Source organism: Caulobacter sp. GW821-FHT10F06, from assembly GCF_058809215.1.
In genome coordinates this window covers 532,764-551,303 of sequence record NZ_JBXASK010000004.1, presented here as the reverse complement: position 1 = coordinate 551,303, position 18,540 = coordinate 532,764, and the positions used below count along the sequence as shown (strand labels likewise).

The window sequence follows — 18,540 nt, the reverse complement described above, 5'->3', positions numbered from 1 at the left end:
GGCTCAAGGTCGCGGCGGGCGGCTGCTGCTAACAGCCGCCCGCATCACCACTTTAAACTCAGATCCAAGACACAAGGGGTTGAAAGCCCTATCCGGACTAGCCCGCGCGACCCCTCATCCGTCGACGTCGTCGACACCTTCTCCCACAAGGGGAGAAGGATATCCCAGGTCGATGATCACGTCCGCCAAGGCGTCGATCTGCGGCTTCAGCTGATCGCGATACTGCTTCCACCGTCCGATCGAGCGGTCGTTCAGCGGCTCGCTGACCTGGGCGTAGCTAGGCGTGGGCGCGTAGCGGCGGTTCTCGTGGAAGCGCAGGCAGGCCGGTGCGAACGACAGGTCCAGATGCGCCAGCAGTCGCCGGGTCTGGCCCTCCTGGTCGGCGACCAGATCCTCATAGCGCACGTTTAGCGCCGTCTCGCCCAGCGTCGCCGCATAGGTCTTGGTCAGGGCGTGGACGGCGCGCATGTGGGTTGCGATGTCCTCGATCCGGTAGCCACAGAACTCGCCGTGGGTCAGGTTGTGCGACAGCATCGACACCGCCGTGTCCAGCGGATGGCGGACCATGCGGATCAGCTTGGTCTCTGGGAACGCCGCGCGGATTATCGGCGTCCAGACCTCGCTGAGCGGCATCTTGTCCGTGAACAGCGGCTGGCCGCCGTCCAGCAGGCCGAAGGCCTGGGCGCGATCCAGATAGAGGTCGCGCAGCGTCTCGGCGACACCGGGCGTCCAGAGCGCCTCCAGCCCGCCCAGCGCGCCTTCCAGGTGCGAGACCATCTCGGTGACGAACGGCAGCTCGCCGCCGGCCGCGACGGCTGAGTGGCTGGACAGCACCTGCTCGACCATCGTCGTGCCCGAGCGCGGGAAGCCGAACACGAAGATCGGTTGCGGGCCCTCGCGGACCAGCGCGCCGGGCAGCCGGCCCCGGGCCTGGACCAGCCGCGCCAGGGTCTCGAACTCGCGGACCACGGCCGCGCCGTCATAGGCAAGCCCATCGCGGGCGGCCAGGCGCGCCTTGCCCTCGACGAAGTCGGCGAAGGCCTCGGCGGGGCGGCCCAGCTTCTCCTTCAATCGGCCGGCTTCCAGTAGGGCGTCGCCGCCCGCGCGGCCGTGAGCGGCCTCGATCACCGCCAGGGCTTCGGCGTGACGCTTCTCGCGGCCCAGCAGCACGACGCGCCGCAGGGTGACGTCAAGGCCGGTCGCCTGGGCGCGGTCCAGCAGAGCGCGGGCGGCGGCAAGATCGCCGGCCAGCTCCTTAAGCCGCGACCAGTGGGCCAGGGTCTGGCCATCGCGGGGCGCCAGGGCGTCGGCGCGGGCCAGCAGCGGCTCGGCGGCCTCCAGCTTGCCCTGCTCGATCAGGTTGGCGGCCAGCGCGGTCTGGGTGGGCGGATGGTCGCCGACCAGGGCCAGGGCGCGCCGAAAGGCCGCCTCGCCGCCGGGCAGGTCGCGGCGTTCGGTCAGCAGGGTGCCCAGCATGGCGTGGGCCTGGGGATTGCGGTCATTGAGCGCCAGGGCGGCGCGGACGGCGATCTCGGCGTCGGCCTTGCGGCCCAGGCCCGCCAGCAGGATCGCCAGGTCGTCGCGCGGCCAGTCCAGGCGCGGGGCCAGCGCGATAATCGTTTCCAGCACCGCGATCGCCTCGACCGTCTGGCCGCGCTGCTGATGGATCAGGGCGAGGATTTCCAGCGCGTCGACATCGTGAGCCGCCTCGCCCAGCCGACGTCGCGCGGCGGCCAGGGCGGGCTCGACCTGACCCCGGTTCAGCAGGTCGCGCGCCTGGGCGATCAGGGGGTGCGGCGGCCGTTCCGTGCTCATGGGCAGGACGATTTAAGAGGGGTAGTGGCGGAGAGGGTGGGATTCGAACCCACGGTGCCCTTCCAGGCACGCCGCATTTCGAGTGCGGTACATTCGACCACTCTGCCACCTCTCCATGGGTGCCTTTTCGGGAGCGTTTTGGAGCCGCCCGAGGTCGAGGGCGCGATACCTAGCGGCGTCGTCGCGGTAACGCAAGTCCCTATTGCGGGCTTTCTGTCGCGGTCAGGCCTTGGGGTGCAAAACCATCTGGGTGCAGCGGAAAAGCGCGATGGTCTTGCCGGTCGCCTCGGCCGTCACCACGGCGTCCCAGACCTGGGTCAGGCGGCCGCCGTGGACCAGCCTGGCCTCGCACAGAACGCCGCCCTCGCGGGTCGTGCCCAGGAAGTTGGACTTCAGCTCGATGGTCGTGAAGCTGGTCGCGCCCTCGGGCAGGGAGACCACGCAGCCATAGCCGCAGGCGCTGTCGGCCAGGGCGATGACGCTGGCGGCGTGCAGGAAGCCGTTGGGAGCCATGTGATGCGGGCCGACCGTGAAGCGGCCCTTCACATAGCCCGAGCGGGCTTCCAGCCATTCCAGGCCCAGCAGGTCGGGCAGGTTGCCGGCCTGACGCTCGGTCAGGGTCGCGCTGAAATCTTCAGCCATGCGGCGTTCTCCATATTCTTCGCGTGCGAAGAATATGCCCGTCGAAGCGCCGTCGGCGCAAGTGCGTTTTTAAAGAGAACGAATATCGGTCGGCGGGAAGCGGCGGCCGTCCTCGCCCTCGGGCGGCAGCTTGCCCGAGCGGATCGCCACGCGCAGGGCCTCGGCGGCGTAAGGCAGGGGCGGCAGGGCGGCGTCGGCGGCCTGGCGGGCGGCGACGAAGGCGTCCAGGTCGACGCCGTCGCGCAGCTGGACGTTATTGGCGCGCTGTTGGGCCACGGTGGTGGCTTCCGAGCCCTCGGCGGCCTCCCAGCCGGCCAGAAGGCGGGTGTCGCCCGGCAGGGACAGGAACTTGCGGGCGTCGGCATAGAGGGCCGCGGCGTCGGCGCCGAACAGGTCGGCGCGCCCGGCGCCCAGCTCGGGAGCCAGCAGCACATCGCCGGTGAAGACCACGTCGCCGATCTGGTAAGCCACGGCGCCCGGCAGGCGGCCATTGACCGCGTGGGCGGTGATCTCGATCCCGCCCATCGGCAGGACCTCGCCGTCCTGGGCCAGCTTGTCGAAGTCCCAGCCGTCGAGGTCGACGCCGTGCTCGCCCATGGCCGGAGCCAGGCGCTTGAGGCTGTCTATCGCCCCGGCGCCGATGCAGACCGACGCGCCGGTCTCGTATTTCAGGTGGCCGGCCGCCGACAGGTGGGCCTGGTGCAGGCCGGTCTCAAGGATCCAGGTCGGACCCATGTCGCGGGCGCGGATTTCGGCGATGATCGCATCGACGAAGCTGGTGTCGGTGGCCTGGGTCTCCGGATCGAAATCCAGGACCGGATCGACGATCGCGCACAGGAGCGTGGCCGGATCTACGACGAGATAGGTCACCGTCCCCGTGGCGGGGTGATGGTGAGCAATGATTTCCGGCTGCATGCGAACGCCTGATGTCCCGATTGAGTCATCCTGGCCCGCAAGCCGTTAAACATCAGCGAACGCCGGCGGGGCTGAGCCGATTATTGTTCAGCCGGGCGGCGCGGACGCGGCTTCAGCGGGTTTCGCCGAGCAGGCAGGGGTTCTGGTCGCCGCGCATCTGTGTGGCCCACAGCGGCTCGACATAATGGCCGTCGGCGCGGAAGGCCGGGGCGCAGCCCTCGGGCGGACGGTCGCGGTCCGTGCCCACGGCCAGGGAGACGGCCACCGACTGGCTCTTGCCGCCGCGACCCCAGCGGCCGCCCCGGTTCAGGCCCACGCCGTCATAGCCGCCGCCGTAACCGTAGCCGTCGTAGGGCAGGTAGACGCCGTTCTTGCCGTGGTCGGTCTGGGAATAGGCGATGCCCAGGGTGGAGCTTTCGCCGATCGGGATCAGGGTCGAGACATAGGCGCTGCGATAGCCGCCAGTGCCGACGGTGACACCGGCCGAGCCATGGATCTTGCGCGGTTCGGGCTCGCCGTCGTCGGCGCGCACGACGCCGCTGGCGGTGTCGACCTGGCGGATGGCGGGCGAGGTCGCCAGGAAGGCGGCGATCTGCTCGTCGGTGGTCAGCACCTTGGCCGGCGGGGCCTTGGCGGCGGCCTCGGCCTGGGCGGCCTGCAGCTTCTCGGCCTCGGCGGCGGTCTTGGCGTCGACGCGGTGGGCGGCCGTGGGAACGGCTTCGTCCGTGCTCGTCACCGTCTGGGCGAGCGCCGGAGCAGTGAGGGCAAGGGCGGCCAGGATGCCGAGGATCGGTCGCGTCGAGGTCATCTTGGCTTTCCGGGAACGCTGCACTCTAGACACTTAGGCCGTCACGTCAGCCGAATTAGGGCGCTTTTGTTACCGGACCGCAAGGCCGGACGAACTCACAGCGCCTTCAGCCCCGCTTCCAGCGCCGCCATGTCGGCGGGCAGGGGGGTCTCGAACCGCAGGGTCTCTCCGGTGATCGGGTGGACGAAGCCCAGCACGGCGGCGTGCAGCGCCTGGCGGGAGAAGCCGACCTCGTCCATCACCGCGCGCACGGCGGCGGTCGGGGCTGACGCGCCATAGACGGGATCGCCCAGGCAAGGCGTGCTCTTGCTGGCCATGTGGACGCGGATCTGGTGGGTGCGGCCTGTCTCCAGCCGGCAGGCCACCCGCGCCGCCACGGGCTTGTCGCTGGGCCCGAAGGTCTCCTCGACGCGGTAGTGGGTGATGGCCTCACGGCCGCCGCTCTTGAGGATCGCCATCTTCTTGCGGTCGTGCGGCGAGCGGCCCAGCTGGGTCTGGATCGTTCCGCTGGCCGGATGGGGCGCGCCGCGCGTGAGCGCGATGTAGAGCCGGTCGATGTCATGGGTCGAGAACAGGGCCGACAGGCCCTGGTGGGCGGCGTCGGTCTTGGCCGCGACCATCACGCCGGACGTCTCCTTGTCCAGCCGGTGGACGATGCCCGGCCGGGCCACGCCGCCGACGCCCGACAGGCTGCCCTTGCAGTGGTGCAGCAGGGCGTGGACCAGGGTGCCGGTATAGTTGCCGGGCGCCGGGTGGGCGGCCATGCCGGCCGGCTTGTCGACCACGATCAGGTAGGCGTCCTCGTAGAGGACGGTCAGCGGGATGTCCTCGGGCGTCGGCTCGGCGGCGATCGGGGCGGGCACGGTCACGCGGTAGAGGCCGGCCTGGGCCTTGGCCGAGCCGTCCTTGACCAGGCGGGGTTCGCCGGTCTCGGGCGCGAAGGTCAGGCGGCCCTCGGCGATCAGGGCCTGCAGCCGGGCGCGGGAGAGACCGTCGAGCGCGTGGCCCAGCACCTTGTCCAGGCGCTGGCCGGCCTGGGCGTCTTCGAGGCGCGCTTCGATGAAGGTTTCGCCTTCCGGGACGAGGTCCAGCTCTTCCTCGACCTCATCGTCCCTGAGCGCCACCGTTTCACAGCTCCGTCACAACACCGTCGCGCACCCGCCATGGAGCGCCCCTACGGCCGAAACTTGATTTCAAGCCTGCATTCGAAAGGGGATAGTCGATGCGCGCCTTCCGCACCACCTCGCTGATGACCGCCGCCAGCCTTCTGGCTCTGGCCGTGGCCCAGCCCGTTCTGGCCGAGGAAACCTCCGCCAACGACCCGACCGCGCTGGACGCCGTCGTCATCACCGCCCAGAAGCGCGCCCAGGACCGCGTCGAGGTGCCGATCGCCGTCACCGCCTATTCGGGCAAGTTCCTCGAGAAGATCGGCGTCCAGGAGTTCGACCAGCTGTCGGCCTTCACGCCCGGCTTCGTGGTGCAGAACCAGTCCAACAACAATTCCGGCTTCGTGATGCGCGGCATCACCTCGGACAGCGGCTCGGCCACCGACGAGACCCGGGTGTCGATCTATCAGGACGGCGTGCCGATCTCGCGCTCGCGCGGCTCGTATGTCGAGCTGTTCGACATGGAGCGCATCGAGGTGGCCAAGGGACCGCAATCGACGCTGTTTGGCCGCGGCGCGCTGATCGGCGCGGTGAACCTGGTGCAGAACAAGGCCGATCCGACCCGCTCGGACTGGAGCCTGGCCGGTGAGACGGGCAGCAAGGGCTACGTCATGGGCGAGGCCGTCGCCAACCTGGCGTTCAACAACGGCAGCGCCCTGCGCTTCGCGGTTCGGTCCAAGCAGCGCGATGGCTATGTGGACGACGCGGCCGGCGGCGACGCCTACAACTCGCTGGGCACCACGGCGGTGCGCATCGCCTATCACCTGGAGCCGACCGAGAAGCTGAAGGTCGACCTGATCGGCAACTGGCAGGAAGACGACACCACCGGCACGGCCTTCAAGTCGCGCACCTTCAACCCGACCGACCCGATCACCGGCGCCGCCCTGGGCGACCGCCTGTCCAATTCCAGCGCCACGCTCAGCCCCGGCGCGGGCTTCGAAGGCGGCAAGCCCCTGGGCCTGGACCGCAACGTCTACGGCCTGACGGCCCTGGCCGAGTACCAGCTGACCGACGCGCTCAGCCTGTCGTCGATCACCGCCACCCGCGCCTTCCACTCGACCGAGGTGTTCGATCCGGACGGCTCGTCGCTGCCGATCATCACCTTCGCCGAGGACGCCAAGGGCCGCCAGCAGAGCCAGGAGCTGCGCCTGAACTACGACAACGGCGGCCGCTTCACCGGCTTCGTCGGCGCCAACTACTTCCACGAGACCGGCTCGTGGCGCATCCCCGGCCAGTTCGACGAGCGCCTGGTGCTGGCCCTGCTGGCCGGCAACAGCGCCCTGGGCATCAGCCGTCCCAATCCCCAGCCCCTGGCCGTGCTGACCAACCCGACCTATCTGGCCACCATCCTGCAGCTGGGCTTCGGCATTCCCGCCTCGCTGGCGCCCGGGATCGTCTCGAACCTGAAGTCGGTGCACCGCGAGGAATTCGCCAACTATGCCGACAACACCGCCTACGACGTCTATGCCGACGGCACGCTGAAGGTCACCGACAAGCTCGAGCTGACCGGCGGCCTGCGCTACACCAGCGAGGACCGCGAAGCCGCGTTCCGCTCGACCAACCAGAACGGCCGCTCGATCCTGGGCATCCTGCTGGCGGCCCCGACGGCGACCAATCTGTTCCTGGCCGCCCAGCCCAACGCCGTGAACAACGCCGTGCTGCCGAATGTCGGCCTGATCACCCAGCCGACCACCAACAACGGCGACCTGTCGTCCAAGGCCATCGACGACAGCGGCGTCACCTGGCGCCTGGTGGCGCGCTACGCCGCCTCGGACACGCTGAGCTATTACGCCTCGTACGCCCGTGGCCGTCGTCCCGACACCATCTCGACCGCCGGGGCGGCGACGCCCAACGGCCCGGCCCGCTTCAGCGTCATCGACGCCGAGACGGTCGACTCCTACGAGGCCGGCGTGAAGACGCGGGTGATGGAAGGCCGCCTGTTCCTGGCCGCCTCGGTGTTCCAGTACAATTACGACAACTTCGCCACGACCTTCCGCCAGGGCGCGCAGACCGTCACCCTGAACGCCGGCGAGGCCAAGGCCTACGGCTTCGAGGGCGAGGCCAACCTGCGGGCCACCGACGATCTGACCCTGTTCACGACCTACGCCTACAACCACGCCCGCCTTGAAAGCGGCCTGCGCAAGGGCAACCAGTTCCGCCTGTCGCCGGACCACGCCTTCTCAGTCGGCGCGGCGTTCAGCAAGCCGTGGCTGTCGGGCAAGCTCTTCGCCACCCCGACCTGGACCTACCGCTCCAAGGTGTTCTTCGACGACAACAACGACCGCGCCGACCTGCAGTCGGGCGGCACCTTCCCCGACACCGCCGTCGACGAGTTCCAGAAGGGCTATGGCCTGCTGAACCTGCGGATGGGCTACGGCGCGCTGGACGATCGCTGGAAGCTGGAGGTGTTCGCCGAGAACCTGCTCGACAAGCAGTACCTGAAGGACGCCGGCAACACCGGCGACAGCTTCGGCATCCCGACCTTCATCGCCGGCAAGCCGCGCTTCGTGGGGGTTGGGTTCTCGATCAAGCGGTAAAAAACCTTGTCATCCCGGAAGCCTCGCAAAGGCTGTCCGGGACCCAGGGGCCAATGCACTGCGGCGGCCCCTGGGTCCCGGCTCTCCGCTTCGCTGCGGCCGGGATGACAAGCTATTTTGCGACCTATTTCGTCGCCTCTTCCTCGCGCCCCGCGATCGAGCCGTCCTTGAACAGGTACTCGCGCAGCTGCTCGTCGGTCTCCGGATCGTCGCGGCGCAGCCATTCCAGAACCATCGCCGCGTGCTCCAGCTCCTCGCGGGCGTTGTGCAGCAGGATCTTCTTCAGCTCGGCGTCGTCGCAGTCGTCCGCACGCTGACGATACCAGTCCACCGCCTCGAACTCCTCGATCAGCGAGGTGATGGCGTAGTGGCGGTTCAGCGTCTTGCGGCTCAGTTTTTCGCGGGGAACATGAAGGTCTTCGCTCGACATGCGTTCATCATCCTGTTGGCTTGGATGACCTAACGCGCGAACCGGCCAAGCGGCGCCGTGACTATCGCCGCTCCAGCGCCAGGCGCAGGCCGAAGGCGATGAAGACGCCGCCGCTGACCCGGTCCAGCCAGCGGACCACCACGGCCTCGCGCAGCAGGCCCGCCAGCGGGGCGGTGGCGGCGATCAGCAGTCCGGCCCACAGCAGGCCCATCACCACGTGCACGCCGGTCAGCAGCACGCCGAAGGCGGCCGGGTTGACGCCCGTCGGCACGAACTGCGGCAGGAACGAGATATAGAACACCCCGACCTTGGGATTGAGCAGGTTGGTCAGCAGGCCGCGCCGCAGCGAGGCCATGGCGCCGCCGCCGGTCGGGGTCACCGCGCCGGGCTCGAAACTGTCGCGCGGCTTGAGGATCATCTTCAGCCCCATCCACACCAGATAGGCCGCGCCCGCCCATTTCAGGGCGGTGTAGGCGATCGTCGAGGCGGTCAGCAGCGCGCCGGCCCCGACCGAGGCGGCCACGCCCCAGATCATGCAGCCCAAGCCGATGCCCAAGGCGGCGGCGAAGGCCCGCCGCGGGCCCTCGGTGGCGGCGGTGCGCAGCACCAGCGCCGTGTCCAGCCCTGGCGTGATGGTCAGCAGGCCGGCGGCGACGCCGAAGGCCAGCAGGGCTTGGACCGGGGTCATGTCAGGCCTTGTCCTCGCGCTCGACCAGACGGCCGTCTTCCCACACGCGATAGAAGCAGGATCGGAAGCCGACGTGACAGGCCCCGCCGTCGCCCTGCGGGCGCACCTTGATCAGGACGGCGTCCTGGTCGCAGTCGACGCGCAGCTCCTCGACGACCTGCAGCTGGCCGCTGGTCTCGCCCTTCTTCCAAAGTTCGCTTCGTGAGCGGCTGAAATAGTGGGCGATCCCGGTGTCGACGGTCAGCTTCAGGGCCTCGTCGTTCATCCAGGCCAGCATCAGGATCTCGCCGGTGTCGGCGTGTTGCGCCACCGCGACCACCAGCCCGTCGGCGTTGAAGCTCGGCGCCAGCTGATCGCCCCGTTCCAGGGCGTGCTTGTCGTGGGCGTGGGGAAACAGGGACGTGCTCATGGCGCCACATATGGCGCCGACGGCCCCCTCTGGGCTAGCCTCGCCTCAGGGAAGAATCGATGAACCTCAAGGATCGCATCAAGGCCGGGGTGGCGGCGCTGGATGTCCGGGCTCGGCCGTGGGCGGCGCGGTCGCCCTGGCATGGCCGCGCCTACGAGTTCCTGCTGTTCGGCCTCAAGCAGGCCTGGGCCAGCCTGTTCGGCGCGCTGATGCTGGCCCTGCTGGTCGCCACCTACCTGTTCTGGCCCAAGGACGCCCCGTTGGCGCGCTACGATTTCCTGGTCCTGGCCTCGCTGGCCATCCAGGCGACCCTGCTGGCCCTGAAGCTGGAGCGCTGGGACGAGGCGGCGGTGATCTTCATCTTCCACTTGGTCGGCACGCTGATGGAGGTGTTCAAGACCTCGCACGGCTCGTGGATCTATCCCGAGCCCAGCAGCCTGCGGATCGGCGGCGTGCCGCTGTTCACCGGCTTCATGTACGCCTGCGTCGGCAGCTACATCGCCCGGGCCTGGCGCCTGTTCGACATCACCTTCATCCGCTACCCGCCGTTCTGGAGCGCCTGGATCCTGGCGGGCCTGGCCTATCTGAACTTCTTCACCCACCACTTCGGCCCCGACATCCGCATCGGCCTGTTCGCCCTGTCGGCGGTGCTGTTCGGGCGCAGCTGGTTCGTGTTCACGCCCGACCTCAAGCCGCGCCGCATGCCGATGATCGTCGGCCTGTTGCTGGTGTCGCTGTTCATCTGGTTCGCCGAGAACCTCGGCACCTTCGCCGGCGCGTGGATCTATCCCAGCCAGAAGGACGGCTGGTCGATGGTGTCGATCGAGAAGATCGGGGCCTGGTACCTGCTGATGCTGATCAGCTTCGTGCTGGTGAGCCTGGTCCACCGCCCGGAGGACGCTTGCGTGGCGAAGATCCGCGAGGGGATCCGGGCGGCGGCTTAGCGGTGTGTCCTTCGAGGCTCGGTTGCGCCTCGCACCTCAGGATGAGGACCGTTTTCTGAATTCCTCATCCTGAGGTGCTCGCCCCTAGGCGAGCCTCGAAGGACGCACGGCCTGAACTACTTCCGCGTCACCAGATCCATGAACCGCTGCTGCAGGATCTTGTCGGTCTTGAACACGCCGCGGAACTGCGTCGTGATCGTCGAGACGTCGTGGTGGTGGACGCCGCGGGTGCTCATGCACTGGTGCTCGGCGTCGATCAGCACGGCGACGCCGGCGGCCGACAGGTGGTCCTCGATGGCGTCGGCCACCTGCATGGTCATGGTCTCCTGGGTCTGGAGACGCTTGGCGAAGATCTCGACCAGGCGGGCCAGCTTTGACAGGCCGACGACCTTGCCGGTCGGCATGTAGGCCACCCAGGCCTTGCCCAGGAACGGCGCCATGTGGTGCTCGCAGTGGCTCTGCACGTCGATGCCGCGCAGCATGACCATGTCGTCATAGCCCTGCACGTCCTCGAAGGTGCGCGAGAGCTCCTTGGCCGGATCGCCGTGATAGCCGGCGAACCACTCGCCATAGGCGTCGACCACGCGCTGGGGCGTGTCGAGCAGGCCTTCGCGGTCGGGATTGTCGCCCGCCCAGGCCAGAAGGGTTCGGACCGCAGCCATGGCCTCGTCGCGGGTGGGGCGCTGGGCGGGTTCAAGATCAAGACCGGCGTCAGAGCCGATCAGGGTTCGCTCGCGGGACAGGGCGTCCATTTTCGGAGGTCTTTCCACGGGCTGAGTTGCGCCAGGACGCCTGTCGTCCTGGAATGACGCGTGCCACCCGTTTCACAGCTACGGCACAGCTCGTCGAAAAGATGAGGTGTGGTCCGTGTGTCCACTAGCTATATGGGACCCATTCAACCCCTCGCAACACCTCTCGTTACGTCAGGCAGATCAGTTTTTCTCATGACCTTGAAGCTCCACGACACCCTGACGCGCGAAAAGCGCGCCTTCGTTCCCGCCGATCCGAGCCGGGTGACGATGTATGTCTGCGGGCCCACGGTCTATAATCACGCCCACATCGGCAACTTCCGCCCGGTTGTCGTGTTCGACGTCCTGTTCCGCATGCTGCGCCACATCTATGGCGAGGACGCGGTGGTCTATGCCCGCAACGTCACCGACGTGGACGACAAGATCAACAAGAAGGCCTTCGACGAGGGCGTCGAGATCAAGGTCATCACCGACCGCTACCTGGCCGCCTATCACGCCGACGCCGACGGCCTGCTGGCCCTGCGTCCGACCCTGGAGCCCAAGGCCACCGAGCACATCGGCGCCATCGTCGAGATGATCGGCAAACTCGTGGAGAACGGCAAGGCCTACGCCGCCGAGGGCCACGTGCTGTTCGACACCCAGTCCTTCCCGGACTATGGCGAGCTGTCGGGCCGCGACCTGGACGAGATGATCGCCGGGGCCCGCGTCGAGGTCGCGCCCTACAAGCGCCACCCCGCCGACTTCGTGCTGTGGAAGCCGTCCAAGGAAAACGAGCCCGAGTGGGACAGCCCCTGGGGCGCGGGCCGTCCGGGCTGGCATATCGAATGCTCGGCCATGATCGACAAGGCGCTGGGCAAGACCATCGACATCCACGCCGGCGGCATCGACCTGACCTTCCCGCACCATGAGAACGAAGTGGCCCAGAGCCGCTGCGCCCACGACCTGCCGGTCCTGGCCAACTACTGGCTGCACAACGGCTTCCTGGATATGTCCGGCGAGAAGATGTCCAAGAGCCTGGGCAACGTCATCCTGCCCCACGAGCTCTTGAAGACCACGCCGGGCGAGGTGATCCGCTGGGCGCTGCTGTCGGCGCACTACCGCCAACCGCTGGACTGGACGCCGGAGCTGCTGGAGCAGTCCAAGAAGGCGCTGGACCGCCTGTACGGCGCCCTGCGCCGCGCCAAGGACACGCCCATGGACCAGGCCATGGAGGCTCCGGCCGAGGTGATCGCCGCGCTCGAGGACGACCTCAACACGCCGCAGGCGATCTCGTGCTTCTTCGAGGTCTCCAGCGCCATCGAGCGGGCCGTCACCGCCGGCGACACCGTCGCCATCGCCGCCAACAAGGCCAGGCTGATCGAGGCCGGCGCCCTGCTGGGCTTCCTGCAGGCCGACCCGGACAGCTGGTTCGAGGGCGACGCCTCCGACGACCTGAAGGCCCAGGTGGAAGACCTGCTCAAGCGCCGGGTCGAGGCCCGCGCCGCCAAGGACTGGACCGCCGCAGACGCCATTCGCGCCGAACTCGACGGCCTGGGCGTGGTGGTCATGGACGGTCCGGCCGGGGCGACGTGGCGCATGAAGGACTGATCTCGGCCTCTTTAGAAGTCCCCCACCGTTGTCATCCCGGAAAGCGCGCAGCGCTTGTCCGGGACCCAGGTGAACCGCAAGGCCTTTGCCCAGACCCCTGGGTCCCGGACAGCCTCTGTGAGGCTTCCGGGATGACACCTGGATTATTGCGTCACTGTTTGTAGCCAACCGGACCCCGCCCATGCAGTTGAACGAACAGATCGTCCTGGTCTCCGGCGCCGGTCGGGGGCTGGGCGCCGCCATCGCCCGGGCCTTCGCCGACCAGGGCGCGTCGGTGGTGATCAACTATCGCCGCAGCGAGGCCGCCGCCCTGGCGCTCGCGGAAGAACTGGGCGACCGCGCCGTGGCCCTGCAGGCCGACGTCAGCGACCGCGAAGAGATCCGCCGCTTGGTCAACGAGGCCGCCGAGCACTTCGGGAGCCACGTCACCACGGTGGTCAACAACGCTCTGGGCGATTTCAGCTTCAACGGCGACGGCCGCCATACCCTGCAGACCATCCCCTGGGAGGATTTCCAGGGCCAGCTGGACGTGTCCGTGCGCGGGGCGCTGAACCTGATTCAGGCCACGGCTCCGGCGATGGAGAACGCCGGCTTCGGGCGGGTGATCAATATCGGCACCAACCTCTTCCAGAACCCGGTGGTGCCCTATCACGACTACACGGCCGCCAAGGCCGCGCTGCTGTCGCTGACCCGCACGGCGGCGGCCGATCTCGGCCCCGGCGGAATCACCGTCAACATGCTGTCGGGCGGCCTGCTGCGCACCACCGACGCCAGCTCGGCGACGCCGGAAGCGATCTTCGACCTGATCGCCCAGAGCACGCCCTTGCGCCGGGTGACGACGCCGGCCGAGTTCGCCGACGCGGTGCTGTTCTTCGCCTCGCCCTGGAGCCGGGCGGTGACGGGCCAGAACCTGGTGGTGGATGGCGGGCTGGTGCGGGACTAGCTGAAGATGCCCCCCCCCTCTGGGGGAGCTGTCGCGGAGCGACTGAGGGGGCAGCGCCGGCATATGCAATGCCTGGCGCGATCTGGGCTAGCGCCGCGCTGCCCCTCCGGCCCTCGGGCCACTCCCGCAGAGGAGGAGGATCTAGTTACCCCCGCAATCTTGCGAGCATAGCGCCCCCTCCGCCCCAACAACTTCAACGCCCTAACCGCCGCACCCAGCGTCACGATCCAAAATCGACGCCGCCCCCGCCAAACCCGCAGCATACTTCTGCTCGCCCCGTCGCAGGGGAGGGCGCGAAGCTGGCGACCGAAACGCGCGACGGGGGCGGTTGTACGGGTTCAGAGGGCAGGGGACGTAAACCTGTCCATCGGGGGAAGGCCAAACCCCCGCCCGTCCGAAGGTTCGCTCCGGGTCCTTCCGGAATCGGCGTGGCTTGCAGCCCCAGGGCTGGGTCCGTCGCGAGGAGGACAAATCCGGGTGGGGCAAAGGGTTGAACAAGACCCGCGCGCCCCGGCCAGAGGGATAACGACCGCGCGGAGCGCTCCGGCCACGGCCGAAACGGTACTCCCCTAAAACTCATCCGGGCCTGGCCCGGACGCTCCGCCGCCTCCCCAACACTCGCCGCGCAAACCGGCGAGGACGCGAACCCGTGTGTTCCTTTCTCTGTCATCCCGGGCGTAGCGCGGCGAAGACCCGGGATGACCGTCTCGCCGTCTCCCACGGGGTTTATGTCTGCCGCGCCCTGATGCTAAAAGCCCGCCATGCAACGAGCCGTAGAACATCGCACGGGCGTCCAGGCCCCCGCCGAGCTGGTCTGGGAGCTGATCTCCGACTTCTCGACCTGGGGCGACTGGAATCCGATCCATCGCAAGGCCGAGGGCCAGATGAAGATCGGCACGGCCCTGACGATCGAGCAGGCCCTGGAGGGCGAACCTGCCCGGGTGATCTCGCCGGTTGTCCAGGACTGGGTGCCCTACGAGCAGTTGCACTGGCGCAGCAGCCGCATGGGCGGCTTCGTCACGGCGATCCGCTATATCGAGATCGAGAGCATGGGCCCGTCCAACGCGACCTTCTCGAACGGCGAGCTGTTCATGGGCCCCTTGGTGCGCTGGGTCAGCAAGGCCGAGCGCCGCAAGCTGCGCGCCGCCTACACCCAGATCGGCGAGGCCCTGCGCGATCACGCCGAACGCCTCTGGTCCGAACGCCAGAAGATCCCCACCTAAGTCCGATGATCGACGAGCTCTACAGCGCCAAGATCCTGACCCTGGTCGCGAACATCCCGCGCACCGGGCGTCTGGCCGCGCCCGACGCCTCGTCGGAGAAGAGCTCCAAGCTCTGCGGCAGCCGGATCGTCGTCGATGTCCGCGTGACCGATGGTCGCGTCAGCGACTTCGCGCAGGACGTTTCGGCCTGCGCCCTGGGCCAGGCCTCGGCCGCGATCCTGGGCGCGAACATCGTCGGCGCCGATCTTTCCGAGATCGCGTTTGCGCGAGATTCCCTACGCGCTATGCTTAAGACGAACGGTTCGCCTCCTGCGGGCCGGTTTTCGGAGCTCGCCGTGCTGGAGCCGGTCAAGGACTATCCCGCCCGTCACGCCTCGACGCTTTTGGCGTTCGAAGCGGCGGTCGAGGCTGTCTCCCGCGCCACAGCGCAGGCGGAAACTCGAACTAGCAGCGCCGGCGCCGCTTGATTGCGGCTTTTCGCGGGTGCGATAAGCACGCTGCAACAATCGCTGCGCTGGCATGACCTTCTACGAACGCACCGTCGACCTTGGCCTCAGGGCCTACAAGTTGACGCTCTCGCCCCTCATCGGGCGTCAGTGCCGTTTTATGCCGAGTTGTTCGGAGTATGCGGCGCAGGCGCTCAAGGACTACGGACCCGCAAAAGGGTCTTGGCTGGCGTTGCGACGGATTTGCCGATGCAATCCGTTAGGAGGATCGGGGTACGACCCGCCTCCGCCGCGCGTCACGCCACGAAAGTGGATATGTGAAGAATGATCGACCTGGTTTTCCCTGACGGTTCGTCCCGTCAATATCCCGACGGCTCGAGCGGGCGCGATGTCGCCGCCGCGATCTCGAAGTCGTTGGAAAAGAAGGCGCTGCTGATCAAGCTGGACGGCGTCCTGCTGGACCTTGACCGTCCGCTGACGGCCGACCTGCTGACCGGCGAGCGCAAGATCGAGATCGTCACGCGCGAGTCGCCCGACGCCCTCGAGGTGATCCGTCACGACACCGCCCACGTTCTGGCCGAGGCCGTGCAGGAACTGTTCCCCGGCACCCAGGTCACGATCGGTCCGAACGTCGAGGACGGCTTCTATTACGACTTCGCCCGCGACGAGCCGTTCAGCCTCGACGATCTGCCCAAGATCGAAGAGCGCATGCGCCAGATCGTCGACCGCGACGAGAAGATCCGCCGTGAGGAAGTCGACCGCGACGCCGCCATCGCCGACTTCGAAGCCATGGGCGAAAGCTACAAGGCCCAGATCATCCGCGACCTGCCGGCCAGCGACACGATCACGGTCTATCATCAGGGCGAGAAGTGGAAGGACCTGTGCCGCGGGCCTCACCTTCCGTCCACCAAGGCGGTGGGCAAGGCCTTCAAGCTGACCAAGCTGGCCGGCGCCTACTGGCGCGGCGACCAGAACAACGCCCAGCTCCAGCGCATCTATGGCACGTCGTGGGCCTCCGAAGCCGACCTGGAAGCGCATCTGAAGCGCATCGAGGAAGCCGAGAAGCGCGATCACCGCAAGCTGGGCCGGACCATGGACCTCTTCCACATCCAGGAAGAGGGCAAGGGCATGATCTTCTGGCACCCGAAGGGCTGGACGCTCTATCGGGCGCTGGAGGACTACATGCGCCGTCGCCTCGACGCGGCCGGCTATCAAGAGGTCAAGACGCCCCAGATCCTCGACAAGAGCCTGTGGGAGAAGTCGGGCCACGCCGAGAAGTTCGGCCACGCCATGTTCATGTGCGAAAGCGCCGAGGGCGAGGTTCTGGCCGTCAAGCCGATGAACTGCCCGGGCCACATCCAGATCTTCAATGTCGGCCAGAAGAGCTATCGCGAACTGCCGCTGCGCATGGCCGAGTTCGGCGCCTGCCACCGCTACGAGCCCTCGGGCGCTATGCACGGCATCATGCGGGTGCGGGCCTTCACGCAGGACGACGCCCACATCTTCTGCCGCGAAGAGCAGGTCACGGAGGAAAGCGCCCGGTTCATCGAACTGTTGCGCAGCGTCTATAACGACCTGGGCATGAACCTTCACGATGTGAAGTTCTCGACGCGTCCGGAGCTGCGCGCGGGCAGCGACGAGGTCTGGGACAAGGCCGAACACGCCCTGGCCACGGCCGCCGAAGCGGCGGGCGAGCGTCTGGTTGATCAGCCAGGTGAAGGCGCCTTCTATGGCCCGAAACTGGAGTTCTCGCTGAAGGACGCGATTGGTCGTGTCTGGCAGTGCGGGACGCTGCAACTTGACTTTGTTTTGCCGGAACGACTGGACGCGGAGTACGTTTCGGAGGACGGTTCCAAAAAGCGCCCTGTAATGTTGCACAGGGCGATCTTGGGGTCCTTCGAGCGGTTCATCGGCATTCTGTTGGAAAACTTCGCCGGACATCTGCCGCTTTGGCTGGCGCCGACGCAGGTGGTCGTGGCTACTATCACGTCCGACGCCGATGATTATGCTCGTCAGGTCGTCGAGAGATTGACGTCTTTGGGGATGCGCGCGGAGGTCGATCTGCGTAATGAGAAGATTAACTACAAGATTCGCGAGCACAGTCTCGCAAAGGTGCCGGTGATCGCGGTGGTGGGGCGTAAAGAAGCGGAGACCGGGCAGGTGGCCTTGCGTCGTCTGGGCGGAGAGGGGCAGAACATCCTGTCGCTCGACGAAGCCGTACGCGTGCTCACCGCCGAAGCGACGCCGCCCGATCTTGCCCGAGCGCGAGGCCTGACCATGCCGACCCCAGAAGCGGCGCTTGCCTGATGAACAGCATTCTCCCGTCCTTTACGACCCTTGCCGTCGGCGCTCGTCCGGCGAAGCCGAACATATCGGTGGTGATGGTCGTGTACCGGACGGGGAACGCGCTGTCCGACAGCATCCGGCACGTGCTGGACGAGCCGCTGGTCGACGAGTTCGTCATCGTCGACAACGGCTCGTCGGCCCGTGACGCCGACATGCTGCGCGCCCTGAGCCTGACCGAACCGCGCGTCGTGCTCCAGCAGGGCCACGGCAATGTCGGCTTTGCGCGGGGCGCCAACATGGGCGCCACGACGGCCAAGGGCGAATACGTCATCTTCATCAACCCGGACGCCAACCTGCAGCCCGGCTGCATCGCGGCGCTGGTCACGGCCTTCCGCGGCCAGCCGACCCCGACCGTGGTCGGGGCGCGGGTGATGAACACCGATGGCACCGAGCAGCGCGGCGGTCGTCGCGGCGAGGTGACGCCGATCACGACCCTGCTCAGCTTCGGGCATCTGACCCGGCGCTATTCCAAACTGTCGGGCTTCGAGATCCATCGGGAAACCGAACCCCTTCCGCGTTCGCCGGTTCCCATGCCGACGATCTCGGGCGCCTGCTTCGCCCTGCGCCGCAGCGACTTCGAGGCCCTGGACGGTTTCGACGAAGGCTATTTCCTACACGTCGAGGACATCGACCTGTGCTGGCGCGCCCGGCAGGCCGGCGGCGAGGTGATCTTCCAGCCCAAGGCCCAGGTGGTCCATCTGGGCCACACCAGCCTGGAACATCCGGTGAAGGTCGAGTTCCACAAGGGCGTGGGCCTCTCCCGCTACTTCATCAAGCGCGCCGACACCCTCCAGCGCTACGCCCTGGCCGTGTTCCTGGCCCCGGCCATCATGCTGATGTCGGTGTGCCGTCCGCTGCTGTGGAAGCTCACCGGCCGCCCGATCTAATCAGC

General features: G+C 67.7%; 18 protein-coding genes and 1 tRNA gene. 9 read left to right on the top strand and 10 right to left on the bottom strand.

Features of this window, described 5'->3' with window-relative positions:
* Nucleotides 1-114: 114 nt before the first annotated feature.
* From AC1RUS_RS11915 to AC1RUS_RS11890, 6 genes are all read right to left on the bottom strand, one after another.
* A complete protein-coding gene (locus tag AC1RUS_RS11915) occupies nucleotides 115-1,815 on the bottom strand; it encodes a tetratricopeptide repeat-containing sulfotransferase family protein (RefSeq protein ID WP_492916272.1) in 1,701 nt (566 codons plus the stop codon).
* 25 nt (nucleotides 1,816-1,840) lie between these two features.
* Nucleotides 1,841-1,930: transfer RNA gene (locus tag AC1RUS_RS11910), tRNA-Ser, on the bottom strand.
* Nucleotides 1,931-2,037: 107 nt separating this feature from the next.
* The gene (locus tag AC1RUS_RS11905) at nucleotides 2,038-2,457 is read right to left on the bottom strand and encodes a PaaI family thioesterase (RefSeq protein ID WP_492916270.1); all 420 of its coding nucleotides are present in this window, start codon (nucleotides 2,455-2,457) and stop codon (nucleotides 2,038-2,040) included.
* A gap of 69 nt (nucleotides 2,458-2,526) precedes the next feature.
* The gene (locus AC1RUS_RS11900; RefSeq protein WP_492916268.1) at nucleotides 2,527-3,372 is read right to left on the bottom strand and encodes an MBL fold metallo-hydrolase; all 846 of its coding nucleotides are present in this window, start codon (nucleotides 3,370-3,372) and stop codon (nucleotides 2,527-2,529) included.
* Nucleotides 3,373-3,484: 112 nt separating this feature from the next.
* Nucleotides 3,485-4,180 carry a hypothetical protein gene (locus AC1RUS_RS11895; RefSeq protein ID WP_492916266.1) on the bottom strand — a complete coding sequence of 232 codons (696 nt, stop codon included), beginning with the start codon at nucleotides 4,178-4,180 and terminating at the stop codon, nucleotides 3,485-3,487.
* Nucleotides 4,181-4,275: 95 nt separating this feature from the next.
* Nucleotides 4,276-5,271 (bottom strand): RluA family pseudouridine synthase, encoded by a 996-nt coding sequence (locus tag AC1RUS_RS11890; protein ID WP_492916308.1) that lies wholly within the window; start codon nucleotides 5,269-5,271, stop codon nucleotides 4,276-4,278.
* Between the two features lie 131 nt (nucleotides 5,272-5,402).
* Here AC1RUS_RS11890 and AC1RUS_RS11885 point away from each other — a divergent pair, with 131 nt between their 5' ends.
* On the top strand, nucleotides 5,403-7,883 hold the full coding sequence (locus AC1RUS_RS11885; RefSeq protein WP_492916264.1) for a TonB-dependent receptor: 2,481 nt from the start codon (nucleotides 5,403-5,405) through the stop codon (nucleotides 7,881-7,883).
* Between the two features lie 124 nt (nucleotides 7,884-8,007).
* On the opposite strand, the gene AC1RUS_RS11880 is transcribed toward AC1RUS_RS11885, so the two are convergent.
* From AC1RUS_RS11880 to hisI, 3 genes are all read right to left on the bottom strand, one after another.
* Nucleotides 8,008-8,313 carry a ferritin family protein gene (locus AC1RUS_RS11880; protein WP_492916262.1) on the bottom strand — a complete coding sequence of 102 codons (306 nt, stop codon included), beginning with the start codon at nucleotides 8,311-8,313 and terminating at the stop codon, nucleotides 8,008-8,010.
* A 61-nt stretch (nucleotides 8,314-8,374) separates the two neighbouring features.
* Complete coding sequence (locus tag AC1RUS_RS11875) at nucleotides 8,375-9,001, bottom strand: LysE family translocator (RefSeq protein WP_492916260.1); 627 nt, start codon at nucleotides 8,999-9,001, stop codon at nucleotides 8,375-8,377.
* Between the two features lies 1 nt (nucleotide 9,002).
* Nucleotides 9,003-9,410: a phosphoribosyl-AMP cyclohydrolase gene (gene hisI / locus AC1RUS_RS11870; RefSeq protein ID WP_492916258.1), complete on the bottom strand. Its 408-nt coding sequence runs from the start codon at nucleotides 9,408-9,410 to the stop codon at nucleotides 9,003-9,005.
* 59 nt (nucleotides 9,411-9,469) lie between these two features.
* Here hisI and AC1RUS_RS11865 point away from each other — a divergent pair, with 59 nt between their 5' ends.
* Complete coding sequence (locus AC1RUS_RS11865; protein ID WP_492916256.1) at nucleotides 9,470-10,354, top strand: DUF817 domain-containing protein; 885 nt, start codon at nucleotides 9,470-9,472, stop codon at nucleotides 10,352-10,354.
* Nucleotides 10,355-10,470: 116 nt separating this feature from the next.
* Here the strand turns inward: AC1RUS_RS11865 and folE are convergent, their stop codons facing one another.
* Nucleotides 10,471-11,106 (bottom strand): GTP cyclohydrolase I FolE, encoded by a 636-nt coding sequence (folE, locus tag AC1RUS_RS11860; protein WP_492916254.1) that lies wholly within the window; start codon nucleotides 11,104-11,106, stop codon nucleotides 10,471-10,473.
* 192 nt (nucleotides 11,107-11,298) lie between these two features.
* Between folE and cysS the strand changes: the two genes are divergently transcribed.
* From cysS to AC1RUS_RS11825, 7 genes are all read left to right on the top strand, one after another.
* Complete coding sequence (cysS, locus tag AC1RUS_RS11855; RefSeq protein ID WP_492916252.1) at nucleotides 11,299-12,690, top strand: cysteine--tRNA ligase; 1,392 nt, start codon at nucleotides 11,299-11,301, stop codon at nucleotides 12,688-12,690.
* Between the two features lie 181 nt (nucleotides 12,691-12,871).
* Nucleotides 12,872-13,633: a 3-oxoacyl-ACP reductase gene (locus AC1RUS_RS11850; protein ID WP_492916250.1), complete on the top strand. Its 762-nt coding sequence runs from the start codon at nucleotides 12,872-12,874 to the stop codon at nucleotides 13,631-13,633.
* Between the two features lie 761 nt (nucleotides 13,634-14,394).
* Nucleotides 14,395-14,856, top strand: coding sequence for an SRPBCC family protein (locus tag AC1RUS_RS11845; protein WP_492916248.1), 462 nt, complete (start codon nucleotides 14,395-14,397; stop codon nucleotides 14,854-14,856).
* A gap of 5 nt (nucleotides 14,857-14,861) precedes the next feature.
* Entirely contained in the window at nucleotides 14,862-15,323 is a 462-nt protein-coding gene (locus AC1RUS_RS11840) for an iron-sulfur cluster assembly scaffold protein (protein ID WP_492916246.1), read from the top strand.
* A gap of 52 nt (nucleotides 15,324-15,375) precedes the next feature.
* A complete protein-coding gene (gene yidD, locus AC1RUS_RS11835; RefSeq protein WP_492916244.1) occupies nucleotides 15,376-15,630 on the top strand; it encodes a membrane protein insertion efficiency factor YidD in 255 nt (84 codons plus the stop codon).
* Nucleotides 15,627-17,609 carry a threonine--tRNA ligase gene (gene thrS, locus AC1RUS_RS11830; RefSeq protein WP_492916242.1) on the top strand — a complete coding sequence of 661 codons (1,983 nt, stop codon included), beginning with the start codon at nucleotides 15,627-15,629 and terminating at the stop codon, nucleotides 17,607-17,609. The genes yidD and thrS overlap by 4 nt, the downstream gene beginning before the upstream one ends.
* The gene (locus AC1RUS_RS11825) at nucleotides 17,609-18,535 is read left to right on the top strand and encodes a glycosyltransferase family 2 protein (RefSeq protein WP_492916240.1); all 927 of its coding nucleotides are present in this window, start codon (nucleotides 17,609-17,611) and stop codon (nucleotides 18,533-18,535) included. Before thrS ends, AC1RUS_RS11825 begins: the two co-directional genes overlap by 1 nt.
* Nucleotides 18,536-18,540: the final 5 nt, after the last annotated feature.